The following is a 15,837-nucleotide window of genomic DNA, read 5'->3' as shown; positions in this document are numbered from 1 at the left end:
TGACTACAGCTAAATGGGCTTTGCGCCCCTTCCTGTTGGACGGGGCGCAAAGGAATTCACATAGCGGCTAGTTGATCACGGCCACGGGGACCGAGAACTTCGACTCATCTGGGATGACTCCTAGCCCGGGACCAGTGGGAACCCTAATATAGCCGTCGATAACCTTGATGGGGTTGGCATCGTCGTAGTGCTCGGTCAAGTACGGTTCGGCAATCCAGACCGCTTCGAGGTTCTTCGGGTTCACGGTGGCGCCGACCTGCACGCAGGCTGCGTTGATAATATCGCCTCCCCAGGCGTCATCCACGGTGTGAGGCAGATTCACTGCCTCGCACAAATCCCGGAAAGCGGTCATTGGTTGGATACCACCGAGTCGCGTGACCTTCATACCGAAGCCATCCACTAACCCCTCGCCGATCACCCGCATCACGGTGGACAGTGAATCGGCAGCCTCATCCATAAAGACGCCATGATGCAGCATCGGACGAACTCGGGCGATTTCTTCGATGGAGCTGGTCGGTTGCTCCAAAATGATCGGCACATCTATGCACTCACGGCTCAGGCGCAACAGGTCACGACTGTTGAGACTACGGTTGGCATCCACCGCGAGCTTCGCCTTGTTGCCAACCTTTTCGTACACCTTACGCACGGTTTCGATGTCTAGTTCTACCGGACGAGCTCCGACCTTCATTTGCAGGCGTGGATAGCCCTGAGCCACACGTTCGGCCGCAACCTGAGCGATAGTATCCGGGTCACCGACGCTCAATGCGTAGTAGGAAGGAACCCGGTCAACTTCTGCCCCTCCAAGTAGTTGAGCCACGGTGACACCGAAGTGCTTGCCGGTGATGTCATAGGCGGCGATGTCAATGGCAGCCTTGGCGTAGTGGTGCCCAGTGAGCAGCGCATCCATGCGACGATGTAGTTTCTTGATCTCGCTCGGGTCCTGCCCGATCAGCCCCGGAGCCATGGCCAGCAATGCTGCGCGGGCACCTTCGGCATGGTGTGGCTGATAGACCGGTCCAATGGGGCACGTTTCGCCCCAGCCAACCAGGCCAGTATCCGTGGTGACCTTCACTAAGGTGGTGTCCACATCGTTGAATTCACCATGGGACATGACGTAAGGGCCGTTGGAAATCGGCAGGTTGTGCGAATAGACAGCAATTTCAGCGATACGCAATGACAACTCCTTAGCGTGCGTTTAAGAGGGATTGTGCGGCGGTGGTGATCAGCGCACCATCGGTGGCGATGGGCATGAACTTAAAACCGATCTCCACCATGGCCTTAGCCAAATCCAGATCGCCCGCATACAGACCCGGCACCACGCCCGCGGCAGTAGCCCGGGCAGCGATGTCACGCAACACGTATTGCTTGTCTCCATAGGTCAGCTCTTCCAAGGACCAACCGTGGGAGATTGCTAGGTCGTAGGGACCGACAAAGATCGCGTCGGGCCCCGCGGCCAGGATTTCGTCGAGGTTCTCGTAACCCTTCACGGTTTCGACCATGAGTGCGACCTTTGGGTCAGTTTCCACAGCACCCACGACCTCGCTCGGGTAGCGCGGGATGGTGCGGGTAGGACCATAACTGCGTTTGCCACGCGGAGCATATCGGCAAGCTTCCACTAGAGTCTTGGCCTGCTCACCACTTTCGACGGTGGGGATGATGATCAGCCGTGCGCCAGCGTCCATGGCACGACCGATATGGCCCACCTCGTGACTCGGTACACGCACACCGGATGGAACACCGAAATTATGGGCGGCTTCGAAGATCGCCTTGTAGTCACCGAGCTCAGCGTGGCCGTGTTGACCGTCAACACAGATCCAGTCGAACCCCTCGGCGGCAGAAACCTCAACGACAGCCGGCTCACGGAAAATACTCCACAACCCAAAGAGTGGCCCCGCTTGCTCGAGATCGAATCGAGGTAGTACTTGGCCACTGGTGCGTTCACTGGTGCCATGGATTTTCATTTTCACTCCCTAGGTTAATTCCCCAGCCACCAATGAGTCGCAGGTTACATGCGTGGGTTGACTGGATCACATTTGGAAGCATATTGTATTGGTCATCAAGTAATCAAGTAGTTCATCTAGTGAACGATACATGGTCGATACGACTGCTCGACGGCGCCAGTCAGGGAAAGGTCCGGCTCGTTGAGGCAATTCCCGATAAGGCGGAAACATGTCCCAAAACCCAACTAATCGCAACAGGATCACCGGCGGTAGCCGGCGACTGCGGGCCGAAGACTGCATCGTCGCAGATAAAAAATCCCTGCGTCAGGCTCAGATCGGCGCCGGAGTCGGTAACTTCATTGAGTGGTACGACATCGGTGTTTACGGCTACCTTGCAGTGACCATGACCAAGGTTTTCACCGAAGGCATGGATGAGACCTGGGGGCTGCTGGTCACCCTGCTTGGCTTCGCAGTCTCGTTCATTGTGCGGCCTATCGGTGGCATGATCCTTGGCCCACTAGGTGACAAGATTGGCCGCAAGAAGGTCATGTTTTTTACCATCATGCTCATGGCGCTGGCCACGACGCTGATTGGTTGCCTTCCAAGTGCCGGAACCGCGGGCCTGTGGGTCATTGTTCCTCTATACCTGCTGAAAATGGCCCAGGGCTTCTCCACCGGCGGCGAATACTCAGGGGCCTCGACCTATATCGCAGAGTTTTCCCCTGATAAACGCCGCGCCTTCATGACCTCACTATTGAATGTCGGTTCACAGCTGGGTTTCGCAGTCGGAGCCGGCGTGGTGGCACTGACAACTTTTTTCACGCAATCCCAATGGGGCGAGGACGCCATGGTCAATGGAGGCTGGCGAATCCCATTCTTAATCGCCCTGCCATTGGGTATCCTCGCGGTGTCGTTGCGCAGCCGATTGCCTGAATCTCCCGCTTTTGAAATCACCCAAGAAATCCCGGATCCTGGCAATCCAGATTCAATCTTCATCCGGCATTCCTTGCCTAAGGTACTGAAATTGTATTGGCCTTACATCCTGGTAGGCGTCGCTTTGATCGCCGCTGACGGTACCGCGTCCTACACCCTGACCAGCTACATGCCGACATATCTGGAGACCGAGGTTGGCGTGGCCGCTGCACACACGGCGACGGCAGCCGTAGTCATCCTGTTCATTCAGGCAGCAATGATTCCACTTTTTGCCCTCCTAGCCGACAAGTACGGACGCAAGACTGTGTACTTCATGGCCACTATCGGCAACCTAGTTCTACTCCTTCCAGCCTTCTGGATTATGCAGTCGGGCACGATGGGCGCTCTGTATATGGCCCTATTCATGGTTTCGGTGCCAAGTTCCGCGTTCTTGTCACTGACCGCGGTGGCTATGTCAGAGTTGTTCCCTACCGCTTCTCGCTATACGGGTGTGGGATTCACTCACAACATCGCGATCTCGGTCTTTGGTGGAACAACTCCCCTTGTTTCCCAGGCGCTTCTGCAGGCCACCGGCGGACTATGGTACGTGCCCGCACTCTACGTCATGCTTTTCTCATTCCTTGCGCTCATTGCCACCTTCTTCCTCAAGGAAACCGCACGAAAGCCACTGCTCGGTTCATTCCCGGTGGTTTCTTCCTTTGAAGAAGCCAAAGTTTTGGCTGGAGGCCAAGACACGAATCCCGATCTTGATACCAATACGTTCCCCATCCTTACCAGCACAAAACAGAAATAGTTACTCTACGAAGACCGTCCCGGGGACCAGCGCATGCCGCGTTGGTCCCCGGGACGGTCTTTTCAGATCAAAGGCAGCTACCACGCAGGCAATCATGAATGTGTCGATATTTTGTTGCCGGCCTCTTGAAATGCCGTGGCAGGCGACGTTCACCGAATAAAAAAATTTGGATGGAGTCTCCAGCCAGTGACTTGTTCAATCAGCTCCATCTCATTTGCTCATATCGGGCGAGTTCGGGATTCGGCGAAGGTAATAACTGCACTTTGGCTGGCGCACACTTCTATTGAATATCAGGCTCTCTTCGTCTTTCTCAAAGTATTTTTGCCCCGCCAAAGTAATTGGCACTTGGCCATGCATGACCAGCCAGTAATCCGGGCGTCTTCAATCCACGAAGTCCTGAGAAATAGGCTTCAGTACAAGCGAATTAACGGCATTCATCACCGATCTGCAGGACGCGGTACGAGCCGTTCCCGAGCAGCAAAATTGCTGCATCTCCAAGGATGCACTCCGATGCTCCGTGCGTCGTTCCTAAGAAGCGCAGCGCACGCAACGTGACCTTTCGGTTCTGTGCGCAGCCAATCAATTCAACGAATGCCGACGCCGTCAATGCAAAGGACGGTTCCAGCTGGCGAAGTTTCGCACGCCCGATACCAACCATAGGGAATCTACGATTGTCGTTAACGGCGGGAGCATTGCTAGGCAGCGTCGCAAAGTTATAAGCATGTGGCAGGTTCTCCGATTTTTTGAGGTTAACGACAAACCACCACCAGTTTGCAGGATGCAAACTGGTGGTGGTTTGGTCTTATCGGCCCTTGGATATGTAGAACAGACAGCTCTTGGTCAGTGACTTACTCAGTCCTGCCCGTTGAGCGATGGCCTTGGGATCACGCGCGGATTGATGCTCAAGCACGGCACTAACCCGTTGCACAGCCCAAGCCGGAGGCGCTGTTCTTACCGGCATGGTGGTTCCCATCAGGACACCGGACGGCCGTCAACCAAGCGAGGGTTCGACAGCGGGTTCGCGTCCTGCAGTTCTGCAGGCAGCAAGTGTTGCGGGAAGTTTTGGAACGCCACCGGCCGCACGAAACGAGCGATGGCTGCGGTTCCTACCGACGTCGAACCGGCCGCGGTCGTTGCAGGGTAGGGTCCACCGTGCTGCTGCGCATAAGTGACCGACACTCCGGTAGGCCATTGGTTCCACAGCACCCGTCCCGCCTTGGACGCTACAACGCGCACCAGCTGTGCAACGTCATCTGATTCCTCGGCCTGCAGTGTCGCGGTCAGCTGACCTTCGAAAGTGCTCGCTGCGGCAACTAGTTGCGCTTCGTCGTCGTATTCCACCACCATCGCGGTCGGACCGAAGCACTCTGCCTGCAGCGCGTTCGGATCAGCCAGTAGATCTTCGATGCTCGTCACCAACAGAGTTGGCGACGGTGGATCAGCCAAAGGATCCGATCCTTGTACGAGCACCTCGGTCGCAGCATGGCCAGAGAGTGCTTCAAGCACCTCCACGTAACCGGACTGGATCCGCGAGTTCAGCAGCTTAGCGCCCTGCGGCAGTGCTGCGGTGGCCAACGCTTCGCGCATGCCCGAGTTTCGCGGAATAAACAGCGTGCCCGGTTTGGTGCAAAATTGTCCGGCGCCCATGGTGAACGAGCCAATAAATTCGGACGCGATGCTCTCGCCTCGTAGTTTTGCCGCCTGTTGCGTGACAAAGACCGGGTTATTGCTTCCCAGCTCACCGTAGAACGGAATCGGCTCTGGACGGGAGTTAGCCAGGTCGAACAAGGCTCGTCCACCTGGGATCGAACCGGTGAATCCCGAACCTTTCACCCGGGAATCCAGCAAGGCGCTCTTCCCCGCCTCGGTGCCAAATACGACATGGAACAGCCCCTCCGGTGCCCCCGCCTCGGCCAGTGCCTTGTTGATTACTTCACCGGTCAGTGCAGAGAGTTCTAGGTGACCCGAGTGGGCCTTAACAATCACCGAGTTGCCCCCGGCGAGCGCGGAAGCAGTGTCGCCGCCGGCTACCGAGAACGCGAAGGGGAAATTAGATGCGGAGAACACCAAAATCGGGCCCAAGGGGATGTGGGTTCGGCGCAGGTCAGGACGCGGTGCACCCATTGGCCAGTCGGCGTCTGCATGATCGATCCGGGCGTCGTACCAGGTGCCTTCGCGTAACACCTGACCGAACAGACGCAGTTGAAAGGTGGTGCGCTTCAGCTCTCCGGTCAACCGGGCCTCGGGTAGGTTAGTTTCCCGCATAGCGACTGGGATCAGCGTTTCGCCAGCAGCGTCCAGGGCATCAGCAACAACGTCTAGTACGTCGGCGCGCTCTGCGGCAGGAGTCTGCGACCAAGTAGCAAAGGCCTGATCGCTGGCGCGCAGGTACTCTTCGATTTGTGGTGCGGTGGTATCTTCAACCATGATCAGCGTTCCTTACTTGGTTGCGGTGTATTCGAAGGACAGCTCGCCCCAACCTTCGAAACGTCCGGTGATGGAAGTACCTGGAATCATCTTCTCGGCAGCCAAGCAGCTGCCCGGAAGAATGAACTGTCCAGCTTTCAGACCGACACCATAGGCTGAGATGCGGCGGACCAACCAGGCAATGGCTCCGATCGGGTTACCGTACACAGCGTTGGTATTACCCCGGGCAACTTCTTTGCCGTCGTATTCGATGATGCCTACCGTATCGGCAAGATTAACTTCGGAAAGCTTACGTGGCTGCCCACCCACGAGAATTCCGCCGATTGAACCGTTGTCAGCCAAGGTATCAAAGAGGCTAATGTTCCAGTTCTTGATCCGCGAGTCAATGATCTCCAACGCTGGGATCACAAAGTCTGTAGCAGCGATAACCTCCGCGGCGTGCACGTGCTTGCCGTAAAGGTCCTTTTTCAGCACAAAGCCAGGCTCAAGTTCAATAAATGGTTCAATGAATTCGGATTGCTTGATAGCTAGGTTCTCTGGATAGAACTGGCTGGCGAGGATATAACCGTAGTCAGGTTCGTCCACACCAAACTTGTCCTGCATCGCTTTGGCAATATTGCCCAGCTTGAAGCCGGCAACTGCATCGCCGTCTTCGATAGCGCGGCGCACTAACTCCTGCTGTACACGGAAGGCGTCTTCGGTACTCGGCCCCATGTCCTCGGTGATCAAGGTGTCAACGGGGGTGCCGCTGGCTTTGGCCTCAATGAGTCGCTGGGCGGTTTCTGCAATATTGATTGGCACGGTGTTCCTTCGTCGGTGATCTGGTTAATGGCAACGATCCGGCAAGACAAAAGGAGGTCTAGGACCTTTTACCCTGCCGGTTCGAAGCACGGCTATTTCTTGCGGCGAGTATCGCCAAGGTGGACAATCCGCATGGCAGAGAGCATTTCGCGGGGATCCCACACGACATCTTCGTCGGTGATCTTTCCGTCCTCGACGCGGATGAATGATGCGCCGGTGACTACCACTTCACGACCCGTGGGTGGCACTCCCATATATTCCCCGGAGTGCCGACCGATGCTACGCCAGTAGATGGCCACTTCAGTTTCGCCTTCCACGGCGCGCAGGATATCCATGCGGTAATCACTGAAGGCGTTGTGTTGGGAGTTGATCTGTTCAATAACCTCGTCGATGCTCTCTTGCCCCGACTTGGACTGACGACTGTAGTTCTCGGCAACAAGGCCAGTAAAGGCTTCGACTTCGCCGTTGCCCCAGGCACGTTGCCAAGCATCAAGAATGGAATTACACAGTGCTGACATGATAGTTAGCCTTTCTTTTCTGGATTAGCTGGGGCTGGCCACAGGTTAAAATCTCCGAATTTTCCGCCACGGAACAGCAACGCGTCCGCATCGGAAGAGACCATTGAGTCCACGCCGCCCACGATCATGTAGTGATCGCCAGCGACGACCTCTGAGAGGACTTCGCAGTCGATCACGGCGGTGGCCTCGGTGATGTGCGGTGTTCCGTGCTCACCGATGGTGTAATCGATGTCGGCGAACTTATCCTCGCCTTTGCGGGAGAGCGCCCGACAGATCGGTAGCTGTTCGGTTGACAAAATATTGGCGGTGAAGCGACCTAGCGAACGCAGCAACGGCCAGGTGCTTGAGCCCTTGTCGACGCAGAAGGTCACTAGTGGTGGGTCCAACGACAGGGACATGAAGGTTCCTACAACCAGTCCCATTGGCTTGCCTTCGGCGGTCATACCGGTGATGGCCGTGACGCCGGTGGGCAGGGAACCGAAGATCTTGCGATATTCAGCCGGGTCAATTTCCGGAGTCTCCGGGGTAACGATGATCGACATTGTTCACGTGCTCCTTATCGTGCTTCGGTGGACTGCTTGCGGTAGGCAGCACCTGGGTGGTCTTCGGGCAAACGGGCAACGCCTTCACCGAAGAGGTGCTCGCGCAGGGTGGAACCGGTGAAGCTGGTACGCATTGCGCCACGCTTCTGAAGTTCCGGAACGACAAACTCAGTAAAGTCCTTGATGTCCTGGAACTTCACAGCGTTGGCGATGTTGAATCCGGATACCCCGGTCTCTTCCATCCAAGAAATCACTTCGTCGGCAACGGTCTGCGGACCACCCACGATCACTGGCGAGGTCCCCCCAATGCCGGTGTATTCGGCAATATCACGCGGGGTCCATTCCTTGTCTGCGTCGACTTTCTGGAAGAAGGTCAGCATGGTTGCAGTGCCCTTGGCTTCAACATCCTTTAGCGGCTTGTCAGGGTCAAAAGTGGACATATCCAGTCCGGTCCACCCCGAGTAACGAGCCATGGCTCCGTCGTAGGAGACAAGGTCTAGATATTCCTGGTACTTCGCCTGCGCTTCTTCATCGGTGGCTGCTGAAATCACGGTGATCATTTGCAACGTGGCGATATGTTCTGGGTCGCGGCCAAACTCGATTGCCTTCTCGCGTAGCGCATCAACCTGCTTTTTGAGCGTCGGCTTATCGATGGCGTTCATGAAGACCGCTTCGGCGGTCTTTGCGGCTAGTTCCACTCCTCGTGGTGAGCCACCGGCCTGGAAGATTACCGGCGTGCGCTGCGCGGAAGGTTCACACTGATGAATGCCCGGAACCGTGAAGTGAGTGCCTTCGTAGTTGATGTCATGAACCTTCGAAGGGTCTACATAAACGCCATTGTCCTTGTCGACGATGACCGCATCGTCTTCCCACGAGCCTTCCCACAGTTGCGTGGCTACGTCGATGAATTCTTCAGCGCGGTTGTAGCGGTCAGCGTGTGCTGCGACCTGCTCCTGATTGGCCAAGTTGCGGGCTGCAGCGGTCGAGTAGGAGGTGACGACATTCCAGCCAATGCGGCCGTCCGTGAGGTGGTCCAAGGTGGAGAACTTTCGGGCCAACTTGTACGGCACATCGTAGGCGGTCGATGAGGTGACACCGAAGCTGAGGTTCTGGGTGACCGCTGCCATAGCTGGGATCAGGTAGGCGGGATCATTGGTGGGAATCTGCGCAGCGTCCTTGAGGGAATCGGCTACCGAACCCCGGTAGTTCTCGTGGTAGCCGTCGTTGTCAGCAAAGAAAATCCCGTCGAAGTTAGCCCTCTCAAGCAGCTTGGCGTATTCGATCCAGTACTTCAGGCTCGTGTACTCGTGACCGCGGTCTGTCGGGTGGCACCAGGTACCAGCCGACAGGTGCGCCGGGCCATTGAAGTCGAATGCGAAGACGCGCATCTGCTGTGCCATGACTTTTTCCTTTACAGGTTACCGTTCACTAGGTGAACTATATGTTTATTTAGTGATCACAGCATAGAGTGCTTTTCTTCACAGCGTCAAGCTCAAAATGAAATCCGCGTCACGTCGGGTTGCGTTACCCGTCACAAGACCAGAAAGTGCCCATTTGGACGCAAGGCAGAGGCAGGTCAACAAAGTAAAACGCAGAAAGCTCGGTGCCGCGGATGTCATAGTGACGACTTAGCGAGACTCCTCGGCGTGGAAAATCAGCATGGGCGATAGCACCCACTACCCACGAATGGCACCCTCACAGAACGGGGTAATCTGAAACACGCAGAAACACCGCCTCACTCGACGCACTAGTCAACTAAGGGTGCTTGCCAGCCATCTTTTTAGCCGCTGATGACTCAAAAACTCCCGAAGGATTAAGCCAAACAGCTCCCCGAAAGCCGGACTTTAGAAGTCACAACAGCTTTCGGGGAGCAGCTCAGTAGCGCCGAAAAACCTTTTGATTCCTACTTGGTTGCCGCTGGCATTGGGACCAGAAGCATGGTTCGGGTATCAAGATTTTCGTCCTTATCCTGTCCATTGCATAGGGCCACGGCCTCGGCAAGACTTTCCACTACAGGCACCGAACCGAGCAGAGGTTTACGCGCAGTTTCTTTCATGAAGAAGGTTGCGCCGAGAGCCACGATGGAGAAGAACATGACATACATGGCGGGCGTGTAAATATTGCCGGTGGTCTGCACGAGAGACTGTGAGACGAGCGGGACTGTTCCACCGAAGACCGACACCGCTAAGTTGTGAGTAAAGCCCACACCCGTATACCGCGAAGCCGTCGGGAACAATTCACACATGAAACAGGCAGTGAGTGCCAAGAACGCCGAGGAAGGAATCATGATTAGCGTCAAAGCAAGATACAAAGACGCCAAAGTTCCTGACTGCATGATGATGAAGGCCGGGAACAACAAGGCGATGTTGCCAATGGTCGCAATGCGGTACACCAATCGACGTCCACGACGGTCAGCAAGAATTGCAAAGAGTGGGATCAAAATAGCCTGGACTACGAGCACCACAACGGAGGCCAGTGCAGTATGGGCCGCCGCGACTCCAGCTTGAGTTTCCAAATAGGTTGGAATGTAACTAGTCAATGTGTAGGAAGCCGTGCCATCAGCGGCAATCATGGCAAGACCCACCAGGATTTGCGGCCAGTACATACGGATCACCTTAGGCAGACTGTGCCTAACAAAAATCGAGTCCGGATTTCCTCTGTCAGGAATATCATGGACAGCTTCGAACGCTGGGGACTCGGGAATACGACTTCGCAAGGAGACGGCAAGGATACCCAGTGGCAGTGCAATCAAGAATGGAATTCGCCACCCTCCATTGAACATGGCCTGAGGCCCAAAGTTCGCCTCAGCAATGAAGGTCGTCGCTGCCACGGTGGCTGCACCAGCGGCGAAGCCGAGCATCGCCCCAGAGTTCAATAGTGAGGTCATAAACGCACGACGCTTATCAGGCGAGAACTCGGCAATATACGTCGAAGCGCCGGAATATTCGCCTCCGGTGGAGAAGCCCTGAACCATTTTCAGTAGGTACAGCGGAATAATGACCCACAGCCCGGCAGTTCCGGCACTGGGCAAACAACCAATCAGCGTCGTGGCACCTGCCATCAGCAAGATCGTGAAGAACATGACCTTTTTACGCCCGATTTTGTCACCTAATGGCCCGAGGAACATTCCGCCGATTGGCCGCACCACAAAGGAGATAGCGAAGCCGAAGAGGGTGACCAGCAACCCCCAGGTTTCATCCATTCCTTCCGTGAAGACCTTGGACATGGTCACGGCTAGATACCCGTACACACCAATGTCGTACCACTCGATGAAGTTACCGACGCCAGCACCAATTTGTGCCCGTTTCAGCTCCTGTCGGTCTGCAATGATGCAGTCTTCGGGGCGTAACCGGCGGGTGGTCTTCGGCAATGCCAGGCTTTGTCGTGAACTAGTTTCGGACATCGCTGCCCCTCCTTGAAATTTGCAAGCCTCTGCATCATTGCTCGGGGCTTATCTCGTGAGAACCAGACTACGAAGTAGATGTGATGTGCAATACTGTGCTTTGAAATGAATTAAGGTCGATTTTCATCATCTACGATAAATTCATGATCTCTGCACTCACCGTTCGTGACTTGACGCTCGACCCGAGCCTTGAGACCAACGTTTTGGCGGGCACCTCTGGCTTGGGCAGATCCCTCGACTGGGCACAAACCAGCGAGATGCCCGACCCATGGAGATGGCTCGGTGAGGGCGAGCTACTGATGACCATGGGTCTGAACTTTCCGGCGCACCCTACCGAACAATGTCGCTACATCAGCAAACTCAATTCATCAGGCGTTGTCGCGGTGACCTTCGGTGCTGACGGAATGCAGCCACCACTCTCGGCCGAGATGCTGGCTGAGGCAGACCGACTTTCCTTCCCCGTCTTGCTCACCGGCGAAAATACACCTTTTGTTGTCATCGCCCGGCTGGTGGCTGCAGCCAATGGCAACCAGCAATCACGCAGCATCTTGGCATTGTCAAGGATCTACCAAGTCGCTGCAGCACAGGAAGCTGACCAGCGACGGCAAGGAAACTGGGTTCATGAATTATTCGGAGTTGAGGCCTCGGTAGTAGACACCGAAACGGGATGTGTCGTTATCGGCACTCACATTGCCTCACAACCGCATGCAAAGTCTCATGTGCTCAATACAATTCGGCCAGCAACCCTTCAGATTACCCATGGCCACGACCTCGATGCATTGTCGCTGGTTCATCTCAAACAGGTACTGACCGTAGACGCCAATGCCATACTCCAAGAAGCCCTCACCGATATTGCCAGTGGAGAAGCGGCTGTCACCGCCCAGCGTAGACGTCAGGAACTCGATACCCGCACCGCTTCGCAACGCACGCTGATCCCCGATGGGCCATACCGAATATTGGCTTCCCCGGAAAAGCATCATCACCGCTTGGTGCTGGGTCTGGCTCTCTCGAAAGTTGCTCCCCTATCAATGAAGATGAATGGGGCTTCACTGACGATGATCAGCACCGCCGAGCTAAAGCAAGCGAGAACGATCTATGCGGAACTAGGCATTCCGGCCGGCCTGTCTTCAGAACGATTGGATCCAGCTGACCTGACGGGAGCCGCGTCCGAAGCCGTCAATGCCATGGAGGTGAGCCTGCGAACCAATAATGCCTGGACGGAATTTGAAGGAGAAAGAATCTCCTTGCTGGCCCGTTCACGCACGGAGGCACGAGAAATCGTCCGTTCAGTGCTTGGACCACTGGCAGGGACTAAGCCCTCAGTGATCACGCTACGCGATTCGCTGTTCCTCTTGCTGGACAACGATCTGAACTGGCAACTAACCTCCACGCAGTTAAGTGTCCACCGCCAGACCTTGGCTTACCGCATTCGACGAGCAGAAGAAATCACCGGACATCAGCTAAAAAAGGTTAGCGACCTTGCGGAGCTTTGGCTAGCGCGCCAGGCCTGGCAGATGCAGGGTGAAACCTCAGATGAAATCTAATTCACCAACGAGACGATCCGCTGGGTGAGGCGCTGTGCGCCTTCTTTGAGTGCTTCAATTTTTTCTTCCTCGACACTGACGCTGCCGATGTTCAGGCGTGGCGCGATGTAGGCTAGCGTGGCCAGCAGGTGACCGGTCTTTCCGTAGATCGGTACGGCGAAAGAAATAATTCCTTCTTCCAGCTCTTCAATGGTGCTGGCCCAACCTTGCTCGCGCACCGTCTCGATGTGTTTCATCAGTGCGGGATACGTGGAAATCGTGGCGGAGGTCAGCTTCTCAAGCTTGTTATTAGTCGCAACTTTGATTTCGTCGTTGTCCAAGTCCGCCAGCAGGAGTTTTCCGGTGGCCGCTGCGTGCAAGGGCCATCTCATTCCGTGCATATCCGACATAGTTACGCCGATAGCGCGGGGGCTCTCTTGCACTATGAGGTCCAAATCGTAGCGCCCTCGACGGAGGCTTAGTGTCAGGGTCTCCCCCAGCTCATCAGCAATTTCTGCCACTGTGCCCTGCACGCGTGAAGCCAGTCCAGAAGATGGGTCCACGTCCTGTGCGATGCGAGCCAAGTCCCAGCCGAGTGTGTAGAGCGTTTCCTGGCGATCGACGAACCCCTCCTCTTCAAGGGTCACCAACAGGCGAAAGGTGGTAGCGCGTGGCAATCCGACCTTGAGCCCAATTTCGGTCACATTCATCGGATTTGGTGAGGCGGCCATAGCGCGCAGAATGGAGATAGCACGGGAAACGGATCGGTTTGCGGCCACCCCGGCGGAGGGTTTTGTTTCGGTTTCAGCCATGGTCGTGGTTGTTACCTTTCAAGTTGACTACTTCAACCCTAACTTGAATCGAGCGGTTCATGTCCGCTCAATGAACAAACCAGTCAGTTTCCATCAATAGATTCCAGAACTTCCGCACCCGCTTCCTGCAACAGCTTCACCAAGTTCGGGACCCCATGAAGTTTCAATCGCTCGCTCGGACCGTAGACAGCCATGACCCCGATGAGCAACCCTGATGCTCGGCGTACCGGAACACTGAGCGAAAATAGCCCGATCTCAAGTTCATTATCTAGAGTTGCGTAACCTTGGCTTCTCACGAGGGTCAGTTCTTCGAGTAGCCGTTTCCTGCTGGTGATGGTTTGCTCAGTGAATTTTTCTAGGCGTGCTGGCAATAACTTCAGCACTTTGGCATCGGGCAGCTCGCTGAGCATGAGCTTGCCGGTACTGCTGGCATGTGGCGGAAACTGGCTACCAAGAAATTGCTCTTCGGTGGTCAAGAAGCGGTTCGATATTCCTTCGGCCACAATATCGAAGGATCCCCGCGAACCGCGCAGGGCAAAGTTCACTGGTTCATTCACTTGCTGCGCATATTTGTTGAGTATGGGCTGCAACTTCGCCGATAAACCACGGTCTAGATGCGGAAGCCGGCTTAGCCTAACCAATTCCCACCCGAGCCGATAAGTGGATCCGGTGCGCTCTACATACCCCGCTGTTTCCAGACTAAGTAACATGCGGAAGACTGTGGGCCTTGAAGTACCGGTAGCCTCGGCCAGATCGGTCGCACTTGCCCCATCGGGATAGTCACCCAACGCCGTCAGCACTGCCAGTGCTTTGAGCACCGATTTATTGGCCAGTGTACTGGCTTCATTATCCCCACTCATCTCAGCTCCTCTTTAATCAAGCTCAAATTAAATTTTTCCATACGGAACTTTGAAACTCTTGACACGAATTACGACAAAATCTAGATTGAATTCTAGCGTTCATAAACCGAACGCAAGCGTTCACATTTTGAACACGTGAAAATATGATCACACACTTCCACAAGGACTGAAAATTGCGCATTCCACAAACCATGGCTGCAGCACTGCTCATCGGCAACGGCGGTTTAGAAAAGCTCGACTACCGCACAGATGTTGCGGTACCTCAACCAGCTGCAGGCGAAGTGCTTATCGAGGTTAAAGCCTCAGCAGTGAACAACACGGATATCAACACCCGCATCGGTTGGTATTCCAAACAAATTAACGTTGCCACCGAAGAAGGAGGAGCCGCGGGATTCGACAACACCGACAATGAGGATGCCAGCTGGTCAGGAACCCCACTAGGCTTCCCACGCATTCAGGGTGCCGATGCCTGTGGCTATATCGTCGCGGTGGGTGAAGGCGTAGACCAGTCCCGCATTGGCCAACGGGTACTGGTGCGAAACATGTTGCGTACCGGCGTGGACTACAGGTCTTATGAGTGCTGGACCTTCGGTAGCGAGTGCGACGGTGGCTTCGCTCAATTCGCTACGGCGCCAGCTCGCGAAACCTACGCGGTGAACAGCGACTGGTCCGACGAGCAGCTAGCCGCCGTACCTTGCGCCTATTCGACTGCTGAGTTGATGCTGGATCGCGCAAATGTCATCGATGGTGAGCGCGTACTCATTACCGGAGCTTCGGGTGGGGTGGGCCTGGCAGCAGTGCAGCTCGCTAAGCGTCGCGGAGCCCACGTCATTGCGCTCAGCTCCCCCACCAAAGCTGAAGCGCTCAAAGCGCAGGGGGCTGACGAGGTACTGGATCGGAACTCGGTTTTGCCCTCAGCACTAACCAGCAAGGTACACGTCGTGCTGGATGTTGTATGTGGCGAGGGTGTCAATGAACGCCTATCTATTCTGCACAAGGGAGGACGCTACGCTATCGCCGGGGCAATCGGCGGTCCAATGACACAGGTGGACCTGCGCACCATCTACCTCAATGATCTGCGCATCTTGGGGTGCACTTTCCAAGATGACCACATTTTCGAGAACCTCATCGGTTATATCGAACGCGATGAAATCAAACCTCACGTTTCCAAGGTCTATCCACTCGCTCACATCGCCCAAGCCCAGGAGGACTTCCTCTCAAAGAAGCACATGGGAAAACTCGTGCTCGTTCCACCATCCGTCAACTAAGTAACACGAAGGAATCG

14 protein-coding genes are annotated in these 15,837 nt (G+C 55.5%); 3 read left to right on the top strand and 11 right to left on the bottom strand.

Annotated features, from left to right (window positions below; genetic code table 11):
- Nucleotides 1-67: 67 nt before the first annotated feature.
- Both QMQ05_RS01360 and QMQ05_RS01355 read right to left on the bottom strand, forming a co-directional pair.
- Complete coding sequence (locus tag QMQ05_RS01360; RefSeq protein WP_345472364.1) at nt 68-1,174, bottom strand: mandelate racemase/muconate lactonizing enzyme family protein; 1,107 nt, start codon at nt 1,172-1,174, stop codon at nt 68-70.
- Nucleotides 1,175-1,184: 10 nt separating this feature from the next.
- Nucleotides 1,185-1,961: an HpcH/HpaI aldolase family protein gene (locus QMQ05_RS01355; RefSeq protein WP_345472362.1), complete on the bottom strand. Its 777-nt coding sequence runs from the start codon at nt 1,959-1,961 to the stop codon at nt 1,185-1,187.
- A gap of 208 nt (nt 1,962-2,169) precedes the next feature.
- Here QMQ05_RS01355 and QMQ05_RS01350 point away from each other — a divergent pair, with 208 nt between their 5' ends.
- Complete coding sequence (locus QMQ05_RS01350; RefSeq protein ID WP_345472360.1) at nt 2,170-3,666, top strand: MFS transporter; 1,497 nt, start codon at nt 2,170-2,172, stop codon at nt 3,664-3,666.
- Between the two features lie 424 nt (nt 3,667-4,090).
- Here QMQ05_RS01350 and QMQ05_RS01345 read toward each other — a convergent pair whose 3' ends face one another.
- From QMQ05_RS01345 to QMQ05_RS01315, 7 genes are all read right to left on the bottom strand, one after another.
- On the bottom strand, nt 4,091-4,450 hold the full coding sequence (locus QMQ05_RS01345; RefSeq protein ID WP_345472358.1) for a hypothetical protein: 360 nt from the start codon (nt 4,448-4,450) through the stop codon (nt 4,091-4,093).
- A gap of 188 nt (nt 4,451-4,638) precedes the next feature.
- Nucleotides 4,639-6,093: an aldehyde dehydrogenase (NADP(+)) gene (locus QMQ05_RS01340; RefSeq protein WP_345472356.1), complete on the bottom strand. Its 1,455-nt coding sequence runs from the start codon at nt 6,091-6,093 to the stop codon at nt 4,639-4,641.
- A gap of 12 nt (nt 6,094-6,105) precedes the next feature.
- Nucleotides 6,106-6,894, bottom strand: coding sequence for a 2-keto-4-pentenoate hydratase (locus QMQ05_RS01335; protein WP_345472354.1), 789 nt, complete (start codon nt 6,892-6,894; stop codon nt 6,106-6,108).
- A 92-nt stretch (nt 6,895-6,986) separates the two neighbouring features.
- A complete protein-coding gene (locus QMQ05_RS01330; RefSeq protein WP_345472352.1) occupies nt 6,987-7,412 on the bottom strand; it encodes an ester cyclase in 426 nt (141 codons plus the stop codon).
- 5 nt (nt 7,413-7,417) lie between these two features.
- A complete protein-coding gene (locus QMQ05_RS01325) occupies nt 7,418-7,954 on the bottom strand; it encodes a flavin reductase family protein (RefSeq protein WP_345472350.1) in 537 nt (178 codons plus the stop codon).
- Between the two features lie 14 nt (nt 7,955-7,968).
- Entirely contained in the window at nt 7,969-9,354 is a 1,386-nt protein-coding gene (locus QMQ05_RS01320; protein WP_345472348.1) for an LLM class flavin-dependent oxidoreductase, read from the bottom strand.
- A 503-nt stretch (nt 9,355-9,857) separates the two neighbouring features.
- On the bottom strand, nt 9,858-11,357 hold the full coding sequence (locus QMQ05_RS01315) for an MFS transporter (RefSeq protein ID WP_345472346.1): 1,500 nt from the start codon (nt 11,355-11,357) through the stop codon (nt 9,858-9,860).
- Nucleotides 11,358-11,500: 143 nt separating this feature from the next.
- Here QMQ05_RS01315 and QMQ05_RS01310 point away from each other — a divergent pair, with 143 nt between their 5' ends.
- On the top strand, nt 11,501-12,901 hold the full coding sequence (locus QMQ05_RS01310) for a PucR family transcriptional regulator (protein ID WP_345472344.1): 1,401 nt from the start codon (nt 11,501-11,503) through the stop codon (nt 12,899-12,901).
- On the opposite strand, the gene QMQ05_RS01305 is transcribed toward QMQ05_RS01310, so the two are convergent.
- Nucleotides 12,898-13,692, bottom strand: a complete 795-nt coding sequence (locus QMQ05_RS01305; protein ID WP_345472343.1) for an IclR family transcriptional regulator — start codon at nt 13,690-13,692, stop codon at nt 12,898-12,900. The genes QMQ05_RS01310 and QMQ05_RS01305 overlap by 4 nt on opposite strands.
- An 83-nt stretch (nt 13,693-13,775) precedes the next feature.
- On the bottom strand, nt 13,776-14,552 hold the full coding sequence (locus QMQ05_RS01300) for an IclR family transcriptional regulator (RefSeq protein ID WP_345472342.1): 777 nt from the start codon (nt 14,550-14,552) through the stop codon (nt 13,776-13,778).
- Nucleotides 14,553-14,725: 173 nt separating this feature from the next.
- On the opposite strand from QMQ05_RS01300, the gene QMQ05_RS01295 reads away from it, so the two are divergent.
- Nucleotides 14,726-15,820 (top strand): alcohol dehydrogenase family protein, encoded by a 1,095-nt coding sequence (locus tag QMQ05_RS01295; RefSeq protein WP_345472341.1) that lies wholly within the window; start codon nt 14,726-14,728, stop codon nt 15,818-15,820.
- Nucleotides 15,821-15,837: the final 17 nt, after the last annotated feature.

This window comes from Glutamicibacter sp. B1, from assembly GCF_039602135.1.
GTDB classification, from domain to species: domain Bacteria; phylum Actinomycetota; class Actinomycetes; order Actinomycetales; family Micrococcaceae; genus Glutamicibacter; species Glutamicibacter ectropisis.
The sequence above is the reverse complement of the archived record's forward strand: the minus strand, read 5'-3'. Positions and strand labels throughout refer to the sequence as shown.

Coding starts and splice junctions, on each gene's coding strand:
- QMQ05_RS01300 (WP_345472342.1), bottom strand. CDS start 14,552: ATGAGTGGGGATAATGAAGCCAGTACACTGGCCAATAAATCGGTGCTC.
- QMQ05_RS01305 (WP_345472343.1), bottom strand. CDS start 13,692: ATGGCTGAAACCGAAACAAAACCCTCCGCCGGGGTGGCCGCAAACCGA.
- QMQ05_RS01325 (WP_345472350.1), bottom strand. CDS start 7,954: ATGTCGATCATCGTTACCCCGGAGACTCCGGAAATTGACCCGGCTGAA.
- QMQ05_RS01340 (WP_345472356.1), bottom strand. CDS start 6,093: ATGGTTGAAGATACCACCGCACCACAAATCGAAGAGTACCTGCGCGCC.
- QMQ05_RS01350 (WP_345472360.1), top strand. CDS start 2,170: ATGTCCCAAAACCCAACTAATCGCAACAGGATCACCGGCGGTAGCCGG.
- QMQ05_RS01315 (WP_345472346.1), bottom strand. CDS start 11,357: ATGTCCGAAACTAGTTCACGACAAAGCCTGGCATTGCCGAAGACCACC.
- QMQ05_RS01330 (WP_345472352.1), bottom strand. CDS start 7,412: ATGTCAGCACTGTGTAATTCCATTCTTGATGCTTGGCAACGTGCCTGG.
- QMQ05_RS01355 (WP_345472362.1), bottom strand. CDS start 1,961: ATGAAAATCCATGGCACCAGTGAACGCACCAGTGGCCAAGTACTACCT.
- QMQ05_RS01320 (WP_345472348.1), bottom strand. CDS start 9,354: ATGGCACAGCAGATGCGCGTCTTCGCATTCGACTTCAATGGCCCGGCG.
- QMQ05_RS01310 (WP_345472344.1), top strand. CDS start 11,501: ATGATCTCTGCACTCACCGTTCGTGACTTGACGCTCGACCCGAGCCTT.